The 21269-nt window shown below is 65.3% G+C and carries 11 protein-coding genes; 4 read left to right on the top strand and 7 right to left on the bottom strand.

Annotated features, from left to right (window positions below; genetic code table 11):
- The 4 genes from ACVOLL_RS17310 to ACVOLL_RS17295 form a co-directional block, all read left to right on the top strand.
- Window positions 1–289 (top strand): hypothetical protein (locus ACVOLL_RS17310; protein ID WP_481514009.1); only part of this gene is annotated, 289 nt, incomplete at its 5' end.
- Window positions 290–848: 559 nt separating this feature from the next.
- Window positions 849–1577, top strand: coding sequence for an ankyrin repeat domain-containing protein (locus ACVOLL_RS17305; protein WP_158230107.1), 729 nt, complete (start codon window positions 849–851; stop codon window positions 1575–1577).
- 68 nt (window positions 1578–1645) lie between these two features.
- Window positions 1646–2077, top strand: coding sequence for a DUF4199 family protein (locus tag ACVOLL_RS17300; protein WP_099497903.1), 432 nt, complete (start codon window positions 1646–1648; stop codon window positions 2075–2077).
- Entirely contained in the window at window positions 2074–2472 is a 399-nt protein-coding gene (locus ACVOLL_RS17295) for a hypothetical protein (RefSeq protein WP_242877927.1), read from the top strand. The genes ACVOLL_RS17300 and ACVOLL_RS17295 overlap by 4 nt, the downstream gene beginning before the upstream one ends.
- Window positions 2473–2532: 60 nt before the next feature.
- Here the strand turns inward: ACVOLL_RS17295 and ACVOLL_RS17290 are convergent, their stop codons facing one another.
- The 7 genes from ACVOLL_RS17290 to ACVOLL_RS17260 form a co-directional block, all read right to left on the bottom strand.
- Window positions 2533–3135 (bottom strand): hypothetical protein, encoded by a 603-nt coding sequence (locus tag ACVOLL_RS17290; RefSeq protein WP_099497901.1) that lies wholly within the window; start codon window positions 3133–3135, stop codon window positions 2533–2535.
- On the bottom strand, window positions 3125–3655 hold the full coding sequence (locus ACVOLL_RS17285) for an SRPBCC family protein (protein WP_481514008.1): 531 nt from the start codon (window positions 3653–3655) through the stop codon (window positions 3125–3127). Before ACVOLL_RS17285 ends, ACVOLL_RS17290 begins: the two co-directional genes overlap by 11 nt.
- Before the next feature lie 199 nt (window positions 3656–3854).
- Window positions 3855–5276, bottom strand: a complete 1422-nt coding sequence (locus ACVOLL_RS17280) for an acyl-CoA thioesterase/bile acid-CoA:amino acid N-acyltransferase family protein (protein WP_158230108.1) — start codon at window positions 5274–5276, stop codon at window positions 3855–3857.
- Window positions 5277–5402: 126 nt separating this feature from the next.
- Window positions 5403–6041 carry a LuxR C-terminal-related transcriptional regulator gene (locus ACVOLL_RS17275; RefSeq protein ID WP_099497898.1) on the bottom strand — a complete coding sequence of 213 codons (639 nt, stop codon included), beginning with the start codon at window positions 6039–6041 and terminating at the stop codon, window positions 5403–5405.
- A 1127-nt stretch (window positions 6042–7168) separates the two neighbouring features.
- Window positions 7169–8161, bottom strand: coding sequence for an OmpA family protein (locus ACVOLL_RS17270; RefSeq protein WP_099497387.1), 993 nt, complete (start codon window positions 8159–8161; stop codon window positions 7169–7171).
- 11 nt (window positions 8162–8172) lie between these two features.
- Window positions 8173–11583 (bottom strand): TonB-dependent receptor, encoded by a 3411-nt coding sequence (locus ACVOLL_RS17265; RefSeq protein WP_143569491.1) that lies wholly within the window; start codon window positions 11581–11583, stop codon window positions 8173–8175.
- On the bottom strand, window positions 11580–21152 hold the full coding sequence (locus ACVOLL_RS17260; protein WP_481514007.1) for an SdrD B-like domain-containing protein: 9573 nt from the start codon (window positions 21150–21152) through the stop codon (window positions 11580–11582). The genes ACVOLL_RS17265 and ACVOLL_RS17260 overlap by 4 nt, the downstream gene beginning before the upstream one ends.
- Window positions 21153–21269 lie beyond the last annotated feature (117 nt).

Here is a 21269-nt window from a genome sequence, read left to right as displayed (position 1 = left end):
CCGCTTCGGCACGGAACTCATCCGTGTACTGCTTGCTGTTGCCCATAAACACCTCGGTCATTGCCATGAATTATGGCAACCGGATGTCTACGAAAGGCTGGCCGGTCCAGTCCCCCCGATCGCGAAGCACCGACTCCGCTTGGAGTCGGCTCAAGCCGTGCTTCGGGAAGAACTCGACCAGCTCAGTGATCATGCGGCTCTCGGCGTTCGGGACCACATCCTCGATCCAACCAATGGCCTTGGCGTCCAAGCAGTAGCGGTAGGGCCTGACCTGACTGGTCATGCATGATGCTGCCGCTGCAGCAAGCATTCAAGACGCCCACGAACGCCTGCGGTGGGGCTGGCTACTTGCCTCACGCCGTCTCCGGGAGAATCACTGGACGAACTCCCCCACGACAGCCGGAACATCCCCTAAGGCGCTGGTGGCGAAGCCAGCGCGCTTCCTCCCGATTAGTGACACTCCTGCAATTCGGGTAGGGAAACTCGCTTGGCCGTGCCGTAAGTTTGAATCATGACTAGACATCGCAACCTTCGGTCGGAAAGTCCTTCAGCACACGTGGAGGCGCACAACAGGCGGTGCGCACATCGTCTGCCGTTCATGCGAGAAGTCGCCCGACGCAAAGACCACACCACTCGCACCGTCGAACATCACTTCCCGGCCGACTGCAGAAGCGTCGCATACGAAACCTCACCAAAGTCGGGTCCCGGGAAGGTGCGGGCCAATCGAGTCTAATCTCCAATTGGGGCGCCTCGTACCGACCAGCAGTCTCGCGCCCCGACATGCGGACTTGAAAGCCTGGGCTGCATTTACGCCCGCTCGCATCACAACCTCAATCAAGGAGAAAGATATGAAACGCAAGTCACCGATATTTCTCTTGCTGCTTCTCGCGACGTGCGGGAGCACACATGCCGCTGAGCCTGCTCTCTTTGCTCCGATACGGTCTAACGACGTCCCCGCGTTGCTTGCGTTGACGCAGAAGGACCCCACTTCGATTGCTGAACGCTCGGATCAAGGCGTCTCGCCGCTCCTGTTCGCCGCCTACAACGAGCGTCAAGAGATGGTTTCCATACTTCGGGAACGCACGAGCGAACTTAGCTTCTTCGAAGCGTGCGTCGTTGGCGATCTAGCCGCCGTCCGTCGCTTCATTGCACGCGGAACGGACGTCAACCAGTACGCCACCGATGGCTTCACGCCACTTGGACTTGCAATTTTCTTTCGTCAGCCCGCCGTGGCCAAGCTCCTCATCGACGCCGGCGCGAATGTTGACGCGAAGGCGAGCAACACATTGCAGGTCGCGCCGATCCACGCTGCGGTAGCGAGATCAGACTACGGTACTTTGCAGTTGCTCCTCGAGTCTGGTGCCGATCCAAATGTGACGCAGCAGCGACTAATGCGCCCGATCCATGAAGCCGCTGCTGCGGGAAATCTACCTGTTGTGGCGATGTTGTTGCTCTATGGTGCAGATGCAAAGGCACGTAATGAGGAAGGCAAGCTCGCGAGCGACTTTGCATACCAAGCCGGGCATCAGGCACTTGGTGATCGCCTCGCATTGATCGCGAGTCTCCCGAAACCGTAGATGCTTTTGGAAACTCCAAATAGCACCAATAAAACCCTCCACTACGACCACTAGGGAATAAGAGAATCATGCGCACGAGCCTGTTGATCGGCCTTCTGGTTGGCCTTGCCACGGGGCTTTGGATGTGGACCGAATTCGCGCTCGGGCTTCACTCCGAGAGCACCGACATTGGTCGGTTCACTGGCTTTTTTTCGATCATCTTTCCGATCGCCGGACTTGTGGTTGCGCTGCGACGGTCTCGCACCCGTATTGGCCACCTGACCTATCGTTCTGGAACACCGGACGTCATCGCCGTTTGCGCTGGCGCGGCAACGACGACATCGCTGATCAGCGCAATTTATATCCTCTGGCTCAATCCGGAGTGGCTTAGCAAAGCTGACATGACCGCCGCTGGATTCGTCACTCAAGGCACGGTGGCGGCATTTGTCGGCGGGCTTGTTGTTGGCATGATCGTTCTGGCTTTTTTGCGCACTCGGCCTAGCCAGGGGGGGACGCCATGACAACGCGCCGCTCGCAGCCAGGAGCTACGCCAGGCAACCATGCTCCAAAGTCACTTTTCGCTGCACTTCGCGATCTACTTGGCTCGTGCACGACCGGACTTCAGGTTGTGCATGACGAGCCATCGCACTTCTTCGCAAATTGCGGCCTGCCCGACGCAAAGGGCAAACACCCGTTCTTTGGCGCAGTGAAGGTGTCGAACCGAAAGCACCTTTTCCACTTTATGCCCGTGTACGAGTTCCCGGAACTGCTTGATAACATCAGCCCTGCGCTGCGGAAGCGAATGCAGGGTAAATCTTGCTTCAACTTCGAGGCGCTCGATCCGCCGCTCTTCTCTGAGCTGGAAACCCTCGTTGCCCAAGGTGTGAAGCGCTACAAAGTAGCCGGCAAGCTATAGCCGCCGCGCAGAGTCAAGGCACTTCATTCGCCGCCTCGCCGGCGACATTTTGGCCGCTGGCTATCGAGGGATGCCAGAGCGCGAGTATCGATCTGCAGAGTAAAGTTCCGACCAAGCCGCAGTCTTACTCGGAGCGAATCGACGCGAGCGAAGGAGCGCCATTATCTCGCTCTCCTTGACCATGGCGCGCGAACCCTTTGTCCTAAGGACCCAGATCTGCGCGCCCTCAGGAAGATACCGTACCAGCCCGTCGAGCAGCTTAAGATCTTCATGCGTCAAAATGGCTATGTAGGCCAGTTTAGCCTCCGCTTGTTCGACCCTATCCGCGCCCATCTCCACAAGCTGTGCCGTTATCTCAGGCGGTGTTCCCACGACATGAACAGGAATGCCGCGGAGAACTCCCAGCTTCTTCGCAAGCGACGGCGGATTCGAAATGCGGTCTAGCCACTTGCGCGCTTCCGTCAGGCCAAGGGACAGGCGCACGTGGCCTTGTGGTGTTTCGGCCTCCAGTATTTCACCTTCTACCCTGGCGAACCGGAGGTCAGAAAAGCTCAGCGTTGCATTGAAGTCGCCGCGAATCCGAAGTTCATGGCTTTCGAGTTGCGCCAGAACCCCGCCTGATTCTCGGCCCAGCTGGCCATTGCACAGCGCTTCACGACCCACCGCCGTCCTCCTCCTCGAATGACTGCTCCAAGTCGTCGAGATACGCGTCCATCGTCCCGGCGTGACCAAACACGTAGTGGCTGAGCGCGCGAAACACTGGCGATCGCACAACGCCTTCCTCGCGAATTGTTACACGGGTTGCGCTCTCATCAATCGCATCAAGTCGAATCAGCCAGCGTCCGCCAAACGGCAAGTCAGGCGAAACGATACGGCTTTCGAAGCGCCAGTCACCTTCTAAGTCTCGCATCTCGAAAGCGATCGTATCGCCACCCGTGTATTCGACGTAGCGAGCCCTTCCTGGCTCAGACATCTGGACTTCGATACGCGTCACATCGCGTCGCCAATGCGGCTGCGCCTGCACGCTTCGCACCCGCTCAGTTACATGCTCGACAGTGGCGCGCACTTTTCGCGAGCGCTCGGCAATGTGCTCTTCTGGCAACGCAAAGCCGGCGACGTAGACGCATGCGCCTGCGAGGACCAAGACGCCCGTAACTCCAAAGACGATCGACCACGAATTCATGCAAGACCCTCTTGACATTGATTGCACCGGTGCGTCAACGCGCAGGGCTTCAATGTCGCCGCCGCTGCCCGACGCTCCTAAGTTGCGATACGGCTGAGGAAAAATCTCGTCTTTCGAGCATGGGTCGGAGACCCCGTTCCCGAGACCAGATGATCCTGCCCGGGAGCGGAACCAGCCGATCCGATAGTCACCGAACCGGTCAGTTGTCGTTTGCTCGGTGGTTTCGCCCAGGGCTTAGCTCACGAGCAAAGAAGTCCTTTGTCAGTTCCCACGCGCGAGCCGCGGCTGCACCCTCACTGTCCAAGTCACGCGATCGCGGATCCGCATTGGTTGTCCCGTAGACCCTTGGCGGGTAGGTTCCGTCGCCACAGATGCTGTGCCCCGCCCCTTGAAAAACGTGCACGAGCGGCTGACGCTCTGCCGGCAGCCCATTGAATCGGCGAGCCAGTGCCAGCGCCATGGCACCCGATGCCCACACTTCGTCCTTCTCGCCCCCCAAGAGAAGGAACTTGGCCTCGCTTTGCTCGATCGGTATGGCCGCGCTTTCTGCTCGCTTAGGGTCATCCTTCCGAGAAAGCTCATACCGCTCGGTGTTATTGAAGTACTCCTGAGGTTGACGCCAATGAAAGGGCCGGAGCTTGATGTATGGCAGTGGTGCGCCCCTCCAGCTCCAGGAAGAAACGAACTCAGGCGCGGCCGATCTGTTCTCAGGCCGATTTCGCTCATCGTCAAACCCGTAGCCCTCCCACACAACATCGGTCGGGACGCAGGCGACAACCGCGTCGATCCACGGATACCGAACTGCAGCGACGGCGGCGAACTCCGCGCCTTTTGAGTGGCCGTAAACGCCGATGCGGGACGCATCAGCTTCAGGCTGATCGGCCACCCAGTGCCTGGCCGTGTCCAGCCACTCGATGGGCGTATTCACGTGTTGATGCGACACCCCGCTGATCCCGGCAAGGTCGTATGCGAAGTAGATGACCGCAAATGCCGCGTATCCTTGTGCTGCATATCTGACGGCAAGCTCTCGGGCACCGTCCCTGCTCCCACCTTCGCTGCCATGCAGTAACAACACGACCGGATGGACCTTGCCGTCAGTGGGTGCTGCATATACACCGGCAATGCCCCCCTCGTTCATTCCCACCACGCGAAGCCCTTCCGGTTCGCCGCTACTCAGCGTTCCGCGAGCTAGCTCCGTTGTCCCGGATTGGGCGACGACGAACGTTTTTCCGGGACTCGAATCGCTTGCTGCGGGCATTCCGGCGTTGGCAACGACCGGATCATCACTAGTCCTTCCCGACCACATCAGACCGTAGGGATCTCGTCCGCGATAAGTGCCCTGAAGGCTGGGCATGGCCGTGCTATCGACACGCCCTTTCACGGCCACAAAGTCTGCCCAGGCGTAGAGCGTCACGGGAACTTCCACCCACCGCCCTTCCACCTCCTGCCACTTGGTGAAACTCCTTACGGTCCAAAGACGAACAACTTGGCCGTCCGCAAGACCCGTGACCTGCACGATCGGCGGCGATCCTGGTTCGATTGGCGGCGTCCGAAATTCGATGCCCGCAGCGCCCGCCGTGCGGCAGGCCATGACTAGGATGACAGCTAGGGCTAGTCGCATGGATTTTCCTTGGTGAACGGCCGAGCATGCTTCAGCGAAACTCTGGCTCGAAGGAGATGATCTTGCTTGCCGGCCGTGGAAGGCTCTGCCTGCAGAGACCCATCGCATGGGCCGGTGGGCGAACCCTCAAGACTTGCCTTCTGCAGTGGAGGGCCCGACGCTGGACATAAGGCCCAAGGGCCGGCCTTCGTTATCCTTCAGAAACGCCATCCATTCCTCCGTCCCGTCGGCATGCTTGTGAATCATGTGCGGTGCGTTGACGAACTCGATTCCTCGCGCCTGAAGCGACTTCACCACAGCGTGGATGTCCGTCACGCGGAAGTACACGATGGAATTGGCATCGCCATCGCCTTCCGCTAGGAAAAGGCGCAGTCCACCACAGTCGAAAAAGGCGATGTTTCCGAAGGCGTATAGGAACGGCAGGCCAAGCACCTCGCCGTACCAGCGCTTGGCGTCCTCGATGTTGGACACGCTGCGCGAAATTTGCCCGACTGGGCCGAGTTGAATGTTCATAGATCGCGACATCTCGCTTTGTGGCAGCGCGCTAGATCTGGCCACACCAGACCACTGCATCAGCGCCTTTCGGTTGCTGAGTCCCAGCTTCTGAAGTGCGTTGGCGACGTGGTACTTAACGGCATCCACGCTGACCCCCTGTCGGCGCGCAATGTCAGGATTGCTGAGTCCATGACGAACTGCCTCAACTACACGCCACTCCGCAGGCGTGAGTAGGTCGGGAAACGGCGGGCGGCCTCGGGAGTGCGTCATTGAATTCAGCCTAGGAATCAAACAACCGAATTACCCTACCCGAGTATCGGGATTCCCCATTGATGGCAGTGAACGTCGCTGCGAGACGGACGTCCATCGGTTGCCACTCTGGATCTCGAGAACACACTACGGTTCTTTCCAGTATCGGTCGGGCGAAATCTCGGCGCGCAAGTGGAGGCAATCGCCGGCGTCGAGGCAGGTGCACGAATCGCTTTGGCGCCAATGCCATGCTGCAGGCGAATCAGCGCGTCAGCATATCTGCGCCCCCTTGATCAGCCAATTGCTCGCCCGTGGCATGTTAGTCCGACGCTCCCCCGGCTTTGAATGGCAAGGAGTCTAAGAGTCCGAGGCAGTGGACGAAGGTCTGCTTTGGGTCGGAAGCTGCCATGCCATCGGCCTCCCCGATAAACATCCTTAACCTCCTTTCCTGCATGCGCAGTACGGCCGTAGACGCCACCAGGGCATCGCTGTCCGGCAAATGCAGGAGGGAGTTCAGCGCGGTGATCGAGGCCTCGGTGTAAACGGCACTCAACCGCTACTACCCGCTCCACGCCGAGTGGCTTCGAACCGAAGTTATGCTCAGCGGAGGTGCCGGGGGGTCAGGAGCGAATCATTGGAGGCAGATCCTGCGATCCAGACGCTTAGCGTCATACGCAGTGCGTCAGCCGCATCGTGAATGTCCAACTCGCTATCACTAGTCGCCCCTCGCAGGAAGGATATGACGTCCACGCTCCACGCAACGGATGTGGCGCTGGCCCTCAGGATGTTTTTCTCTGGCTCGTTCATCCGTCGCAGGATAGCCCACGCCTGTCAATACTTTGAAAAACATGCCTCATGGAGCACCTCTCCCCAGCTTCGATCGAAAGCGGGTTACAAGCTGTGCCCCAACGGGTTGGAAACCCGTCGCTAATGTCGGCCTGAAGGTCGGCCTTAGCCGTAGTACTTTCGACACGCAGTTGCATACTCGTTTATCTACTTGCGGCTACAAGTGGACACCCACCTCTGGGAGCGAGTTCAGCTCTCTCGAGAGTCAAAATTAGCTTGCCTGTATCTGAAGCAAGCGGTGACAGCGAACTGTCCGTCGGTTATCGCTCGAGTGGCGTCTCTCGAATCGACCAGTGTCGCTTTCATCGGGTGACGTGTAGGCGTACTTCAACGCGGCGGTTCGGGATCAGGCACTCGCGCAGCGCGGCCTGAGGCTTCACGCCGTCGCACTGCTGCACCTGATCACCATCCCCCTTGAAGCTGTAAGTGACGTTGGCGGCATCAATGCCACGCTCCAACAGCAGCGCACGCACGGTCTGCGCGCGACGCTCGGACAGCGCTTGGTTGTAGTCGTGGCCGCGACCCTGCAGACGGTCGGCATGGCCGACCAGTTCGACCTTGGCCAGGGTGAGGCCTTCCTCGCGCAGGCGGGCCAGTTCGCGGTCCAGGCTCTGCAGCGAATAGGCGCGGATGTCGCTGCGACCGGAGCGGTCGAACTCGAACAGCACGTTCGCCGTCAGCACCGTGTCCACCGGCAGCACCGCCGGCGCCGCGCCGCATTGGCGCGTGGAGGCTTCGGCATCGCTCACCCAGTCTTCGGCGATCTGGATGTACGGCTTGGCATGCCGCCACTGCTGCTGGTTGAACTCGTTGCCCGCATGGACCAGTTCAACCTCGCCGCAGGCCACGGCCTGCTGCGCACACGCAAAGCCCGGCGTGCCATGGATCGCGCCCAGGCGCTTCCACAGGTCTTCGCGCACGCGGGCGGCACCATTGACCAGCGGCGTATCGGTCGGCAGCGGCGTGACGCCCTGCTCCATGCCCACGATCAGCTTCTCCGACTCGGTCAGCGCTTCCTGCGGGAAGGCGCTGCGGTCGTTGCGCGAATACTCGTGGAAGGACACGTCCAGCCAGCATTGCGCCTTCGACAGATGGTAGTCGCGGATCGGGCGGCCGCCGTCGTTCAGCGCCTGGATACGGCCCTGGGTGTGCTCGTAGCCGGTCAGGTCGGCGTGGATCGTCTCGTCGGTGATCCGATCGCGCGCCGGCGTCAGCTGCGTCTGCTGCGCACCGGCGGTGAAGGCGATGCAGGCCAGCACGGCCGCGCACAGGAGGGAGGTTTTGGTAGTGGTCATGTCGGTAATCCTCAGCGCACCGGATCGCGGTAGCGGGCGTCTTCCCTGCGGAAGAGGTCTTCGTCGAACTTGAAGCGCAGGCGGATGAACGCGCCCTGCTGCGTGTACTCGTAGCCGGTCAGGTCGTTGTCGCCGCGGAAGCCGGTGGCGTTGTAGCCCACCGACAGCCACAGGTTCTGCCGCAACAAGCGACCCACTTCCATGCCGAACGCGTACTGGTTGGCGCCGTCCTGGCCGCGGAACGTCGAGCCCAGCACGCCGATGTCCCAGTTCTCTGTGATGTCGTAGACGATGCGGCCGGACAGCAGCACGGCGTTGAAATCGTCGTCGACGCGACCGGTGTCGGCGTAGAAGAAGCTGTCCTGCTGCCACTTCGCCGCCACCCGGCCGGTCAGCCACCACGGACGCGACGGGTGCCAGTCCGCGTGCGCCGAGATGATGTGCGCGCTACTACGGATGTCCTGGCCGGTGTCTGAGCCGAAGCCGGAGCCGTCCATGCCGCTCTCGTCCTTCTCCAGCTTGTACTCGTAGCGGGCCAGCGCGTTGACGCGGTTGGTATCGGTGTCGCGATACGCCGCGCCGATCTGGAAGCGGTCCTGCAGCACGTCGCCGCGCGCGTCGTACTCGGTGCGCAACAGGTAGTTGCGTGCCAACAGCGTCCAATCGCGGCTCAACTTGCGCGCGGCCAGGAACTGCAGCAGCGTCGTGTTGTAGCCCTCGTTGGTCGGCGTGCCGGCGACGTCGTCGGAGATGCGATGCTCCAGGCGCACGTTGCCGCGCCACAGCGGGTTGGCGCTGTAGTCCAGCGCGAAACCGATGCCGGTGGAGTCACCGATATTCCCCGAGATGACGTTGGTGTGCTCCAGCGTCGTATCCAGGCGCAGGCCCTCGCGCAGGTCCCAGCGGTTGCGCATGCCCGAGGCGGCCTGGATGTCGCGGCCCGCGATGGCATCGCGCAAGCGGTACTCGGAGAACAGCTGCGTGTCCTTGATGAAGCTGGTGTCCACGCCCAGTGCCACCGTGTCCGCCTCGCGCCCGTCCTGGGTCAGGCCGTTCACGCCGCTGATGCCGGTCTGCTTCTCGTAGCGGCCGTAGATACGGCTGCGTTCGCGCAACTGGTAATCCATGCCCAGCGCCACGCGATTGCGGTCCTCGCCGTGGATGTCCTGCTCCACTTCGCCGCCGAGGCTGAAGCGGTCGCTGGCGCGGTAGCCGAGGCCGATGCGCAGCATGTCCGACGACAGTTCGGTGCCCACCGGCAGGCCGCTGGCCACGTCGTTGGGATTGCCGCTGCTGATGATCGGCAGGCCGGTCAGCGGATCCAGCGGTTGCTGGCCGTAGCCGAGCGCACCGCCGCCGGAACCGGTGGCGTAACCGCCCGTGAGGCCGCCGATGTTGCCGTAGCCGCTGCTGGTGGCCCACGTGTAGTACGCGCCGACCGTCTCGCGGATGGCGCGGTAGCCGACATCCAGCGTCAGCCGGTCGGTGAGCTTCACGCGCGTGCCCGCACTGGCGGCATCGCGTTCGCCGCCATCGGGGTTGCGGTCCTCGCTGCGCAGGCCTTCGGCGTACAGCTCGAAGCGCTCGTTGAGGCGCCAGCGCGTGGTCAGGCTGTACTCGCCGCGGCCGCCGTACAGCGACGAAGCCGGGTTGTTGAACGCAGGATCGGACTGGCCGGCGAACAGCTTCAGGCTCAGCGCTTCGCCCGCATGGCCCAGCTCGACGCGCCACGCATCGCCTTCCACCAGCCCGCTCAGGCCCTGCAGGCCCGGCGTGCCGTACTGGTTGACGCTGTTGGTGTTCACCTCGCTGCGCGTACGCGCGGCTTCGGCCACCAGCCAGGTGTTGGCGCCCAGCTTGTAGCCGATATTGGCGCTGCCCATTTCGAACGCCGCGAAGGGATTGCGGTCGTCGACGTAGGAACCGCCGATCTCGCCGCGTTCGCCCACGCGCAGTTGCGCGTCCGCGCCCAGCACGAGGAACTTCTCGGTGCCCTGGTCCAGTTCGTAGGTGATGCGCAGCGACACCGGATTGAGGTCGCTGTCGAAGGAGGGCAGGAAGCTGTTGAGCAGGATGCGGCCGGAGAACGGCTCGAAGCTGTAGTCCACCAGGCGGCCCAGCGGACGCACCGAGACGATGCGCGAGGGCTGGTTGCGGTCGCGCACCACCACTTCCACCCGCTCGCTGCCTTCCAGCACCGCGTTGTTGCGCAGGCCGTAGGGACCGCTGCCGGCGGCCGGCAGTTCCTCGATCACCTGGCGCAGCGAGTCCTCAATGGCGAAGACGTTGCCGCGCACGCGCGCATTTTCGAAATGCCAGCCCAGGCCGGTCGCGGTGCGGTTGTAGGTGCCCAGCACGCGCTGGCCCGCCTGCGTGCCGAAGTCGACACCGGTCTGCGTGGCGATGTTGTCGCCGGTCTGGAAGTCGCCGTACAGCAGGTAGCTGCGGTCCTTGTCCACGCGCACGTACAGGCGCTCGGCCGAGCGCGCATCGAAGCCGCGCAACGACGCATCGCCGTACACCGGGTAGAACTCCTCCGGTTGGATGTCGCGCAGCAGGCGCGCCCGCACGTCCTTGTCGGAGTCGTAGGCCGCGGTCAGCAGGTACTCACCCTTGATCGTGCCCTTGACGAAGAACGCGGCACGCGCGGCACCGTTGGCCTTGCCGTTGTTGAACTGCTTCTCCCAGCGCCGGATCTCGCGCTCGAAGCCATCGCCCTGCTGGGTGCCGTTGATCAGGCTGTCGCCCTTGCGGCGGAAGTTGATGACACCCTCGATCAGGCCGGTGGCGATCAGCTCGCGCATCTCCGGCACGAAGCCGATCACGCCCTCGGCACTGTGGCCGCCCGAGGTCACGCGCAGCAACACGTCCTGCGGATCGTGCGGGGCCAGCAGTTCGAACTCCGCGCGACCGTTGTGCACGGCCAGCTGGATACCGGGGGTGACCTCGTCGGCGTCCAGCCGACCCGGACCGAATTCATCCGTGCGGCCATCGGCCAGCTTGATGCGACCGCCACTGTGCTCGATGGTGGCGAAGGCGTCGCCGGCCATCGGCTTGCCATCGGCACCGTACAGCTGCACGACGACCTTCACCGGCGACTGCCCGTCGGCGGGCACGCCATCGCGATCGACCTCGACCAGCACGCGGTCCACGCCCACGTTGACGCTGTAGTCGACGTTGCCGGGCTGTGCGTACAACGGTTGTGGCGCGCGGTCCTGCGATTCGGGCGACTGCGGATAGAGCGGCGTGGCCTGGCCGAGGACCGGCGTGAAACGCTGGTCGCCGGACACGGCCTGCGCCTGCACGAGCGTCGGCGTCACCGCCAGGGCCAGCGCCAGCGCGAGGGGGTGGAACGAAGGACGCGATGCGCGCATGGCACGGGATTCCATGAAGGTCGACGGACGCGGGGCGGAGCGGCTCATGGCTGCACCTCCCCGTTGCGCGCGTCATCCGTGCCGGTCGGCGCGCTCGTCGTAGGCCTGGGTTCGACGATCGGCCGCTGGTTGGCCGAGTCGGTGCCCTGCTGCGGGGCACGCGCCGGCTTGCTCTCGAACCGCAGCGGCTGCTGGTTGCGCTCGGTTTCCGGCGCACGGATCTCGCCCTGCGTACGGCGCGCCTTGACCTGCTCGATCACCGGGTTGGAGCAGCTGCCCTCGATGAAGTCGGCGCGGTGCAACTCGCCGTTCTTCAGATCGATGAACAGGCTGTCCGCATCGCCCAGGTTGCGGTTGCTGCTGGTGGTCAGGCGCGAGCCCACGGGCAGGGTCGACGGATCGACCTTCAGCGTGTGGCTCTTCGGCGGCAAGCCGCAGTAGCTGTACTTGCCTTCCGAGTCGCTCACCATCCAGGTGCCATCCTCGAAGTACATGCGCACGCCGGGGATGCCGAGCTCTTCCTTGTCCTGCACGTGGTTGACGTTGCAGTCCACGAAGATCTTGCCCAGCACGCAGCCTTCGTCGGCGAACACGCCGCCGCTGACGATCACGCGGTACTCGGCCGGGTTGGACGGCACCACGCCCCCGTTCGGATACGGCATCAGCGTGGTCGGATCCACGCAGCCGCCGTCGATCGAGCAGCCCCAGGCGCGCGCGCGGTTGATGCCGTCGCCCTGCTGGCTGCCCACGCCCACGCGCACGCGGTACGTCAGCACCTTCTGCTGGCCGACGGCGAGCGCGCCGACGTCGAACACCAGCGTCGGGCCCGGCTTGCCGAGCGGATTGGCGATGCCGGCGTTGTCGACGCGCGCGGTGCCATCGATGTAGGTGAAGCCGTGCGGCAGGCGGTCGATCACGTTGACCGTGCCCATCGATGCACCCGCGGTCTGGCGGATGGTGATCGTGTAGACCAGGCTGTCGCCGACTTCCACCGTCTTGCGATCGCCGGTCTTGGTGATGACCAGGCCGGGCGCGATCTGCGGATCCAGCGGAATGTGGTTGTGCACCGGCACCGCCACGCCCGAGCCCAGGGTCAGCTCCAGGTAGTACGTGGTCGAGGTACCCACCGGACCGGTCGGCGCGGTCGCATTGGTCTGCACCGGGTAGCCCTCGCCCGGCGTGGACGGCGGCGTCAGTGGCGACGTCTCCGCCGGGATCATGCCGGACTCGAACGTGTAGCCTGCCGGCGGCGTCACCGCCAGCTGGAAGCGGCACGAGGCCGGTGCATCCGGGCCCAGCAGGAACTGGTAGAAGCCTTCCGCACCGACCGTCATCGATACCGACGTGCCCTGCACCGTGTAACCGCCGAGCGCGGCGTTCAGCACGTGCTGCTCGGGCGTGTAGCCCGCGCAGGTACCGATCGGCGTCAGCGTGACGCGCGAACCGGGCACCGGGGTGCGCGTCGTCGCGTCATAGACCACGCCGCCGGGATTCAGCGGCAGGCTCTGCTGCGGCAGGTTCGCACCCGGCGCCAGCACCACCGACAGGTGCGTGTTGCCGCCCTCGTTGCTGCGGCACGAGCTGGCGGTGCCGTTGGCGATCGCGCTGCTGGCATCGCAGGGCACCGGCGGACCGGCCACCGTTTCGCCACTCACCGGAAGACCCCACACCACGCCCGTCGCCGGATCGCGGAAGCGGATGTTCAGCGGAATGCCCGGCACCTGGTCGGCGATCGAGTAGGAGCCATCCGCGCCGGTGGTCGTCGTGCCGACGACCTGGCCATTGCCGTTGACGACTTCGACGATCCAGCCGGACAGGCGGCGATCGCCGCTGTCGATATGACCGAAGTCGCTGCCCTGGTCGAACCACACCGTGCCCGACACCGAGGCCGACAACTGCACCGGCGTCGGCAGGCGGCACGCGTTCTGCGTGATCGCCGGATCGCACACCGGCAGGTCGCCCGGATTGCCTTCGAAATCGGCACGTTCGTCCGGCGTCGGCGTGCGGAACTCGTTCTCGCCGCCGCCCTCGACGATCACGGCATTGTTCACCGGCGATCCCGTCGCCGCCGATGCCGCCACGCGCACCGGCGCGACAATCGTGTCGGCCGAAGTCACGCCCGCCGCGATCACCGCACTGCTGGTGCAGCGGAAGCGGTCTTCGCCGGCTGCACCGGTACAGGCCCATCCGGCACCCGCCGGCGTCGCCGCCAGCGTCAGGCCGGCAGGCAGGCGGTCTTCGACCACGTACTCGCCCGCGCTCGGCTGGTGCCCGATGTTGCGCACGCGCAGCGTGTAGGTGGCAGTGTTGTTGACGGTGAAGACGGCCGGCGTGGCGGTCTTGCTGACCACCAGGTCGGGCGAATCGCCGATCTCGCCGAAGTTGTTGTCGATGGAATCGCCACCCGGCGGCAGCACGATGCCGCTGATGGCCGACGGCGTGGTCGTCACCGGCGTCGCGGTGCCCACGACGGTGCCGTCGATCGTGCCGGCACTGGTGATGCCGTTGAGCGTTTCCACCGGCTGCGTCGGCTCGGTCACCGTGTAGGTGCCCGGACGCAGGCCGTCGAAGCGGTAACGGCCTTCGGCGTCGGTGGTGACGGTGACGTTCACCGCCTGGCCCAGGTCGTCGGTGCCGGTCAGCACCACCTGCACGTTCGCGTAGCCGCCCTCGCCCGCATCGATGGCGCCGTTGTTGTTGCCATCGTTGTAGACGCGGCCGCTGATCGCACCGGCCGGGACTTCGCCGAAGTCGTTGCCGGTGATGTCTTCGCCCACGCCCAGCGTGATGCCCGTGATGACGGACGGCGTGGACGTCGGGGGCGTCGCGGTACCGCCCCCGGTACCGGCATTGGTGATGCCGTTGAGCGTGCCCGCAGGCTGCTCGGGTTCGGTGATCGTGTACGTGCCCGGCGGCAGTTCGGTGAACGCGTACGTGCCGTCCGGCTGCGTGGTCACTTCGCGCGTGACGGTATTGCCGGCCGGGTCGGTGCCGGTCAGGCGCACGACGACATTGCCGATGCCTTCCTCGGACGGATCGACGACGCCGTCGTTGTCGCTGTCGCGCCACACGCGGCCGCCGATCGAGCTGTTGAGCGGGATCTCGCCGAAATTGTTGCCGATCGAGCTCGCGCCCGGCGTGGTCAGGTCGATCGCCGCGATCGCACTGGGCACAGTCGTGATCGGCGTGGCGGTGCCCGACGGCGTGCCACCGATGGTGCCGGCCACGGTCTGACCGTTGCTGGTGCCGGTCGGCTGGGTCGGTTCGGTCACCGTGTAGGTGCCGGGACGCAGGCCGTCGAACGCGTAGTCGCCGTTGGCGTCGGTCGTGGTGGTGAGCGACACGCTGGCGCCGGTGTCGTCGGTACCGGTCAGCGTGATGGTCACGCCGTCGATGCCGGTTTCGGCCGCGCCCGACTGCAGACCGTCGTTGTTCGCGTCGAAGAACACGCGACCCGACAACGCCACGCCGAGCGTCTCGCCGAAGTGATTGTTGATCGACGCGCCCCCAGCGGGCAGCACGATGCCGGCCACCGCGCTGGGCACGGTCGCGACCGGCGTGGCGGTGCCGCTGGCGCTGCCGCCGACGGTTCCGGCCACGGTGGTGCCGTTGATGGTGGTGATGCCGCCCACCACCGGCTGCGCGGCCTGCTCGCTGACGGTGTACGTGCCGGCCAGCAGATCGTCGAAGCGGTAGTTGCCGCTGGCGTCGGTCACGACCGCCGCCACCGCGTTGCCCAGTGCATCCACGGTGCCCGCCGGCAGCGATACGCTGACGCCGGCAATCCCGTTCTCGCCGGCGTCGCGCACGCCGTTGTTGTTGGTGTCCAGCCACACGCTGCCGCTCAGCGACGCGGCGCGTTCGCCGAAGTCGTTGCCGCTGGAACCGCTCGCCGGCAGGTTGGTGACGGTGATGGTGTTGGTCGGGTTTTCCTGGCCGTCCGCCAGCCCGGTGGGCTGCGTTTCGACGATGCGGTAGTTCTGGCCGGTGATCGCACCGCCATAGCTGTAGCCGCCATTGGCGTCGGTGGTCAGGGTGACCGGCGGCAGATCGTCGGGCGTGCCGAACAGGCCGTCCGGGCCTGCGCCTTCGATCACCACGGTCACGCCCGGCAGGCCGGGTTCACCGGCATCCTGGTTGCCGTCGTCGTCGCGGTCCAGGTAGACCGTGCCGCTGATGACGGCGTTGGCGAGTTCGCCGAACAGGTAGCCGGTGGCCGCCTGGCCTTCGGTGATGACGATGCCGTCGATGACGTTCGGAGTGGTCGCGCTGCCCGGCGTCGCCGCGTTGCCCGGCGTGTGCCGGCCATCGATGTAGCCGGCGGGCTGCGTCTCGGTGAGGGTGTAGCTGCCGGTGGGCGGCAGCAGATCGCGGAAGACGTAGGCGCCGGTGGCGTCGGTCTGCACGGTGACGTTGACCGGATTGCCGAGCACGTCGGTGCCGGTCAGCACCACGGTGACGTTGGCGATCGGGTTTTCACCGCCGTCGAAACTGCCGTTGTCGTTGTTGGCCGCCGTCGTCGAGAAGTCCTCGAACACCACGCCCGCCAGCGAACCCAGCGTTTCGCCGAAGTCGCGATCGGACACGCCGGCAGACGGCAGCGCGTTGACGTCGATGACGTTGGTCGCGTGCTCGGTGCCGTTGCCGTAACCGGTCGGCTGCGTTTCGGTGACGCGGTAGTTCTGTCCGACCACCAGGCCGGTGAACTGGTACGCGCCATCGGCGTCGGTCTGCAGCACGACCGGTGCCGGATCGTCACCGGTGCCGAAGATGCCGTCGGCACCGGCGCCGGTCAGCGTGATGGTGACGCCCTGCAGGCCGCCATTCGGACGCGAATTGACCGTGCCTGCATCGCCGGCATCGAAATCGCCGTTGCCGTTGCGGTCCACGTAGACGCGACCGCTGATGCCCGACACCGCGTCTTCGCCGAAGTTGAACAGCGTGCCGTCGGTACCGGCGCCCAGGTCGATGGCGCTGATGCGGTCGGTGGTGGCGGCATCGCCGCCCACGCCGCTCCCCGGCGTGCAGCCGGTGGCACAGGCCATGCCACCGATCAGGCCGGCATTCACCGCCGTCGGACGGTTCTGGTAGCTGCCGGCCGGCAGTACCTCGCGCAACGTGTAGACGGTCAGCGGATCGAGGTTGGTGAAGCTGTAAGCGCCGCTGGCATTGGTCGTGGTGGTGGCCACGACGGTGCCGGTGGCGGCATTGAGCAGTTCGACGGTGGCGCCGGCGATGGCGCTGTCGCCCCCATCGCGCACGTTGCTGAAGTTGGCGTCGACGTAGACGAAGCCGGACAGCGATGGCTGGCGTACCTCGGGGAAGTTGTAGCGCACGCCGGCCTGGTTGGCGCCGACGGGAATCGCGCTGATCACCGAGTTGGGCGACCCCGCCGCATACGTGCCACCGAGCGACGGCGCACTGCCACCGGCCGCGGGCGGATCGATCGGACCGTTGACGTAACCGGCCGGCTGGGTCTGGGTGATGGTGTAGCCCGACGCATCGGAGGGCGACAGGTTCTCGAAGCGGTACGCACCGTCCGCCGCGGTAGGCAGGGTGAGGTTCACCGCGTTGCCGTAGAGGTCGGTACCGGTCAGCACGACGGTGACGCCGGCGATGCCGGGTTCGCCCGTGACGGTCTGCTGCGTGCCGCCGTTCCCTGCCGCGCGATCGCGGTCTTCGAACACCAGGCCTTCCAGCGACGAACGCGTGACTAGGATGTCTTCCGTGGCCGTGTTGTTGCCGGGGTTCGGATCCACCTGTTCGGTGGTGATGCTGGCGGTGTTGATCTGCGCACCGGCACCGGGATAGATGGTCCAGCGCACGGGAACGATGACGCGGACCTTGCCGGTCACGGTCACGTCGCCCAGGCGACAGGTCAGCGCCAGGCCGGCAGCGGTACACGTGCCGGTGCCATCGGGCACTTCGTCGCCGCCCGGGTCAGGCCCCTTCTTCTGCCACGTGGCCGCGCCCAGGATTTCCAGGCCGGCGGGCAAGGTGTCGGTGATCACCGTACCGGTGCCGTTCAACGGGCTGGTGCCGGTGCGGTCGCGCGACAGGCTGGCGCCCGGACCGTTGTTCACGCCCTCGATCACCCAGTAGAACGGCTGGCGCAACGCCACCGCCGTGGCGGGCGATGCCGGCAGCGCAACATCCGGGTCGCTGTCCGGCAGGTCGGTGAACACATGCTTGGTCACCCCGACATCAGCGCGCGTGCGGATCGAGGTCTGCTCGTCGACCGCGTTGTCGGATGTATTGGGGTCCGTTTCGGCATGCACCACGCTGACGTAGTTGCGCGCCGTATCGCCGCTGGCGCCGGGCGGCGTCTCGTAGCGGTACTGGACGTAGACGTAGCTGGTCGCGTTCACGCCCAGCACGCCGGGCGCATTGCTGCCGCCGAAGCCCGCACCCGGCACGTCGCACTCGATGCTCAAACCCGCGTCGGTGGGCGTGGTGCCCGTGCCGGTGAACGGATTGGCGCTGGTCACCGTACATCCGGCGGCGCTGAAGGCCGTGGACGGCCCGCCGATCGGGCCGGGCGCGATACCCATGAAACGCACCTGGCGGCCACTCGGCACGCGGTAGGTGTCGTTGATGCGCACGCTGGTCGCGACCGAGGGACCGACGTTGCGCACGGAGATGCGGTACGTGATCAGGTTGTTGGCGGGATTGAGGGCGTCGTAGCCCAGCGGATCCACGCCACCGGTGAAGCCGAGATCGGTCTTGTTGACGATCAGGTCGGCGACGCCCTGCTGGAACGTCAGCGACGCCGTCTTCTGGTCGTCGGCCGCACTGGTGTTGCTGTTGTAGTTGAACGCGCCGTTGGCGTCGCTGCCGGTGGCGCCACCGGTGATGCCAAACGTGGCGACGTTGTCGAACTGGCGGCCGGCCGGATTGTTGCCGGTGTTGACGTTCGGGCGGATGGTGACCAGCATGTCCTCGCTCTGGCGATGCGACATCGACAGCGCCGGACATTCGATGGCCAGCTGCAGCGGCGCGCCGGTCGGGTTCGCGTACGAGGTACCGCCCGCCGTGGCGGTGGCGGTCAGGCCGCCGTCAGGCGTGGCCGTGCAGGCCACCGTGCCCGGCGTGCGCGTGGCCGAAACCAGCACGAAACCGGCATCGTTCGCCGGCAGGGTGAAGGTGTCGCGGAACACCACGCCCGGCACCGTCGCGGTGCCTTCGTTGAGGTACGACATCACGTACTGGCTGTCCACGCCGGCGCGGCCGACGTTGCCGGTGACGATGTTCTTCGCCGTGGTGCGCACGTTGGCTTCGCGCTCGATGCGCACCCAGTCGCTGGCCTGGTTGTTGGCGCCGTTGATTTCACCGACCGAATCCGGTACCGCCGGATCCACGGCGACACCCGCGGTATTGCAGAACGCACCGGTCGCCGGCGCACCCGCGCCGCAGCTGCCGGGGCTCTGGCCCATGCTGTCGAACAGCGGTCGCGCGACAGTGATGACGATGTCCGCGGACGCACCCGGATTGAGGGCGGTGGCACCCGAGCGGCAGACGATCGACGCGCCGGTGACCGGGCAGGTCCAGCCGGCCGGGGCACTGACGGTGATGCCTGTGCTGGGCAGCCCACCGGACGCCGGCACGAAGCCGGGCAGCGTGTCGTTCACCACGATGCCGGTGGCCGGCACCGCGTCGGTGATCGCCAGGTTGGTCACGCGCAGGGTGTAGGTGAAGCTGTTGACGCCCACCGCGATGGTGTTGTCGCCGGCACCGGGCGCGTTGGTCCACTTTTCGATCTGCAGGTCGACGCGATCGTTGGTGGTGCGCGTGCCATCGCCTGCGCAGTCGTTGTTGGGGTTGCGGTCTTCGTCGATGCTGCCGGTGATGGGCTCGAGCGAACCGCCCGAGCCGCCGGTGCACGCGTTGTTGGTCAGCGCCAGGTCGGCGCTGCGCGCACGCGTGATGATGCGCAGGTCGGGCGCATCCGCGTTCCTCGCCAACGGATACCGCGAGGCATCGAGATCGCAGGTGACGACCTGCGCCGGTCCGCCCCCGTTCCACGTCGGCGGCGCGACGGAACACGACCACTCGCCCGCGTTGCCGCCGCTCACGTACTCCTCGCCCGCGGCCAGCACGTCCACCACGCGCACGTTGCCGGTGGCTGCGCGCGGGCCATAGTTGTGCACCTCGATGGTCGAGGTCATGCGGCTGTCGCTGTCGTCACCGCTGCCCGGCCAGATCGCGACCAGTGCCGGCGCCTTGCGCTTCGCCAGGCCGAGATCCGCACCATCCGGCACCACGCTGAACGTGGTGCTGCCGGTGTTGTTGGTCGATACCGCATCCGGCGTGTCGGACGTCACGGTGGCCGTATTGGTGACGTTGCCGCTGCTGTTGGTGCCGTTGGACGGCACCACCGCCTGAACGGTGAAATTGACGATCGCGCCGACGGCGAGATTGCCCGCGAAGGTGCAACCACGCACCGTGTCGCCACTCGTCGTCGCACAGGTCCAGCCGGCGGGCTGGTTGCCGCCGGTCACGGTGAACCCGGTCGGGAGCGTGTCGGTCCAGCGCGGATTGGTCGCGGCACTCGGGCCGAGATTGCGCACCTGGATGTTGAACGTCACCGGCTCGCCGGCGACCGCAGGCGCAGGATTGGCGCTCTTGCTGATCATCAGGTCGGCACCGGGCGTGACCGGCGTGGTCACCTCGTCGGTGTTGTTGCCCACGTTCGGATCCGGCATCGCACCGGCGTTGACCACGGCGGCGTTGGTGATGTTGCCGCTGCCGACATTGACCTTGGCGCGGAAGCTGAAGGACGCGCTGTCGCCATTGGCGACGGCACCGGCGTGGGTCGCCGTCATCGTGCCGGCGTTGAAGGTCCAGCCGGGCCCGATGAAGCTGCCGGCCACCAGCGTGACGCCGGCAGGCAACGTGTCCACCACGTTGAAACCGGACGACGCATTCGGACCGTCGTTGAACACCTGCAGGGTATACGTGACCTCGCCGCCACCGATTACCGGCGACGGCGTCGCGGTCTTCTGCAGGCGCAGGTCGCCCGACTGCTGCAGCGTGGTGCCCTGGCTGAGCTGGTTGTTGTCGGTGTCGCTGTCGCTGCCGAAGAACGGATGCGACGGCGGCAGCGTGTTGAGCGCCTCGCCCGCAGCAGGCAGCATGCCGGCGAAACCCACGGCGCTATGGATCTGCACGGTACCTGCGGCCATCCCCGCCGTGTTCATCTGGATATCGAACGCAACCGAGGACGATGCCTGCGTCAGCGTGGGGATGTCGCAGCGGATACGAACCGGCGAACCGCCCAGGCTCGCGCAGAACGCCGGCAACGTGCCCGGCGTGGCACCGGCCGGCAGGTCGAACAGGGCGACCGCGTCGGAGACCGTGTCGATATCGCCGTTCTCGACTACCACGTGGTAGACGACGGGACCGCCGACTGGCGTCGGGTCGTACCCGGTGTCGGACAGGTTGCTGATCTGCAGGTCGGCCGCGAAAGCCGTGGGTGCTACGCAGCACAGCGCCAGCAACGCCAGTCGCCGCCAGAGCGAGGATGTCGACGTGGATCGCTGCGAATGCTCCCGCTGGAGCAATTCAAATTTCGCGCGCGCAAACGCAGCGACACGTTCCACCGCGCAAGATTGCTTCATCACTTCGAATTTCCCCTGTACCGCACCCATCGCCGTGCGTGATTGCAGCTTTTCAACCCGGCCTCTAAGATGCCTAGATCAGAAAAAGTCAGTGCGTCGATCGAACTTTATGCGGCC

The sequence above is a fragment of the Stenotrophomonas sp. STEN035 genome, from assembly GCF_056759935.1.
Note: the sequence above shows the minus strand (reverse complement) of the source record. Positions and strands in the feature narration are given on the sequence as shown.

Bases quoted from the DNA above. Each gene is read 5' to 3' on its own strand.
- ACVOLL_RS17300 (WP_099497903.1), top strand. From the start codon at position 1,646: ATGCGCACGAGCCTGTTGATCGGCCTTCTGGTTGGCCTTGCCACGGGG.
- ACVOLL_RS17280 (WP_158230108.1), bottom strand. From the start codon at position 5,276: ATGCGACTAGCCCTAGCTGTCATCCTAGTCATGGCCTGCCGCACGGCG.
- ACVOLL_RS17285 (WP_481514008.1), bottom strand. From the start codon at position 3,655: ATGAATTCGTGGTCGATCGTCTTTGGAGTTACGGGCGTCTTGGTCCTC.
- ACVOLL_RS17260 (WP_481514007.1), bottom strand. From the start codon at position 21,152: ATGAAGCAATCTTGCGCGGTGGAACGTGTCGCTGCGTTTGCGCGCGCG.
- ACVOLL_RS17275 (WP_099497898.1), bottom strand. From the start codon at position 6,041: ATGACGCACTCCCGAGGCCGCCCGCCGTTTCCCGACCTACTCACGCCT.
- ACVOLL_RS17270 (WP_099497387.1), bottom strand. From the start codon at position 8,161: ATGACCACTACCAAAACCTCCCTCCTGTGCGCGGCCGTGCTGGCCTGC.
- ACVOLL_RS17305 (WP_158230107.1), top strand. From the start codon at position 849: ATGAAACGCAAGTCACCGATATTTCTCTTGCTGCTTCTCGCGACGTGC.
- ACVOLL_RS17295 (WP_242877927.1), top strand. From the start codon at position 2,074: ATGACAACGCGCCGCTCGCAGCCAGGAGCTACGCCAGGCAACCATGCT.
- ACVOLL_RS17265 (WP_143569491.1), bottom strand. From the start codon at position 11,583: ATGAGCCGCTCCGCCCCGCGTCCGTCGACCTTCATGGAATCCCGTGCC.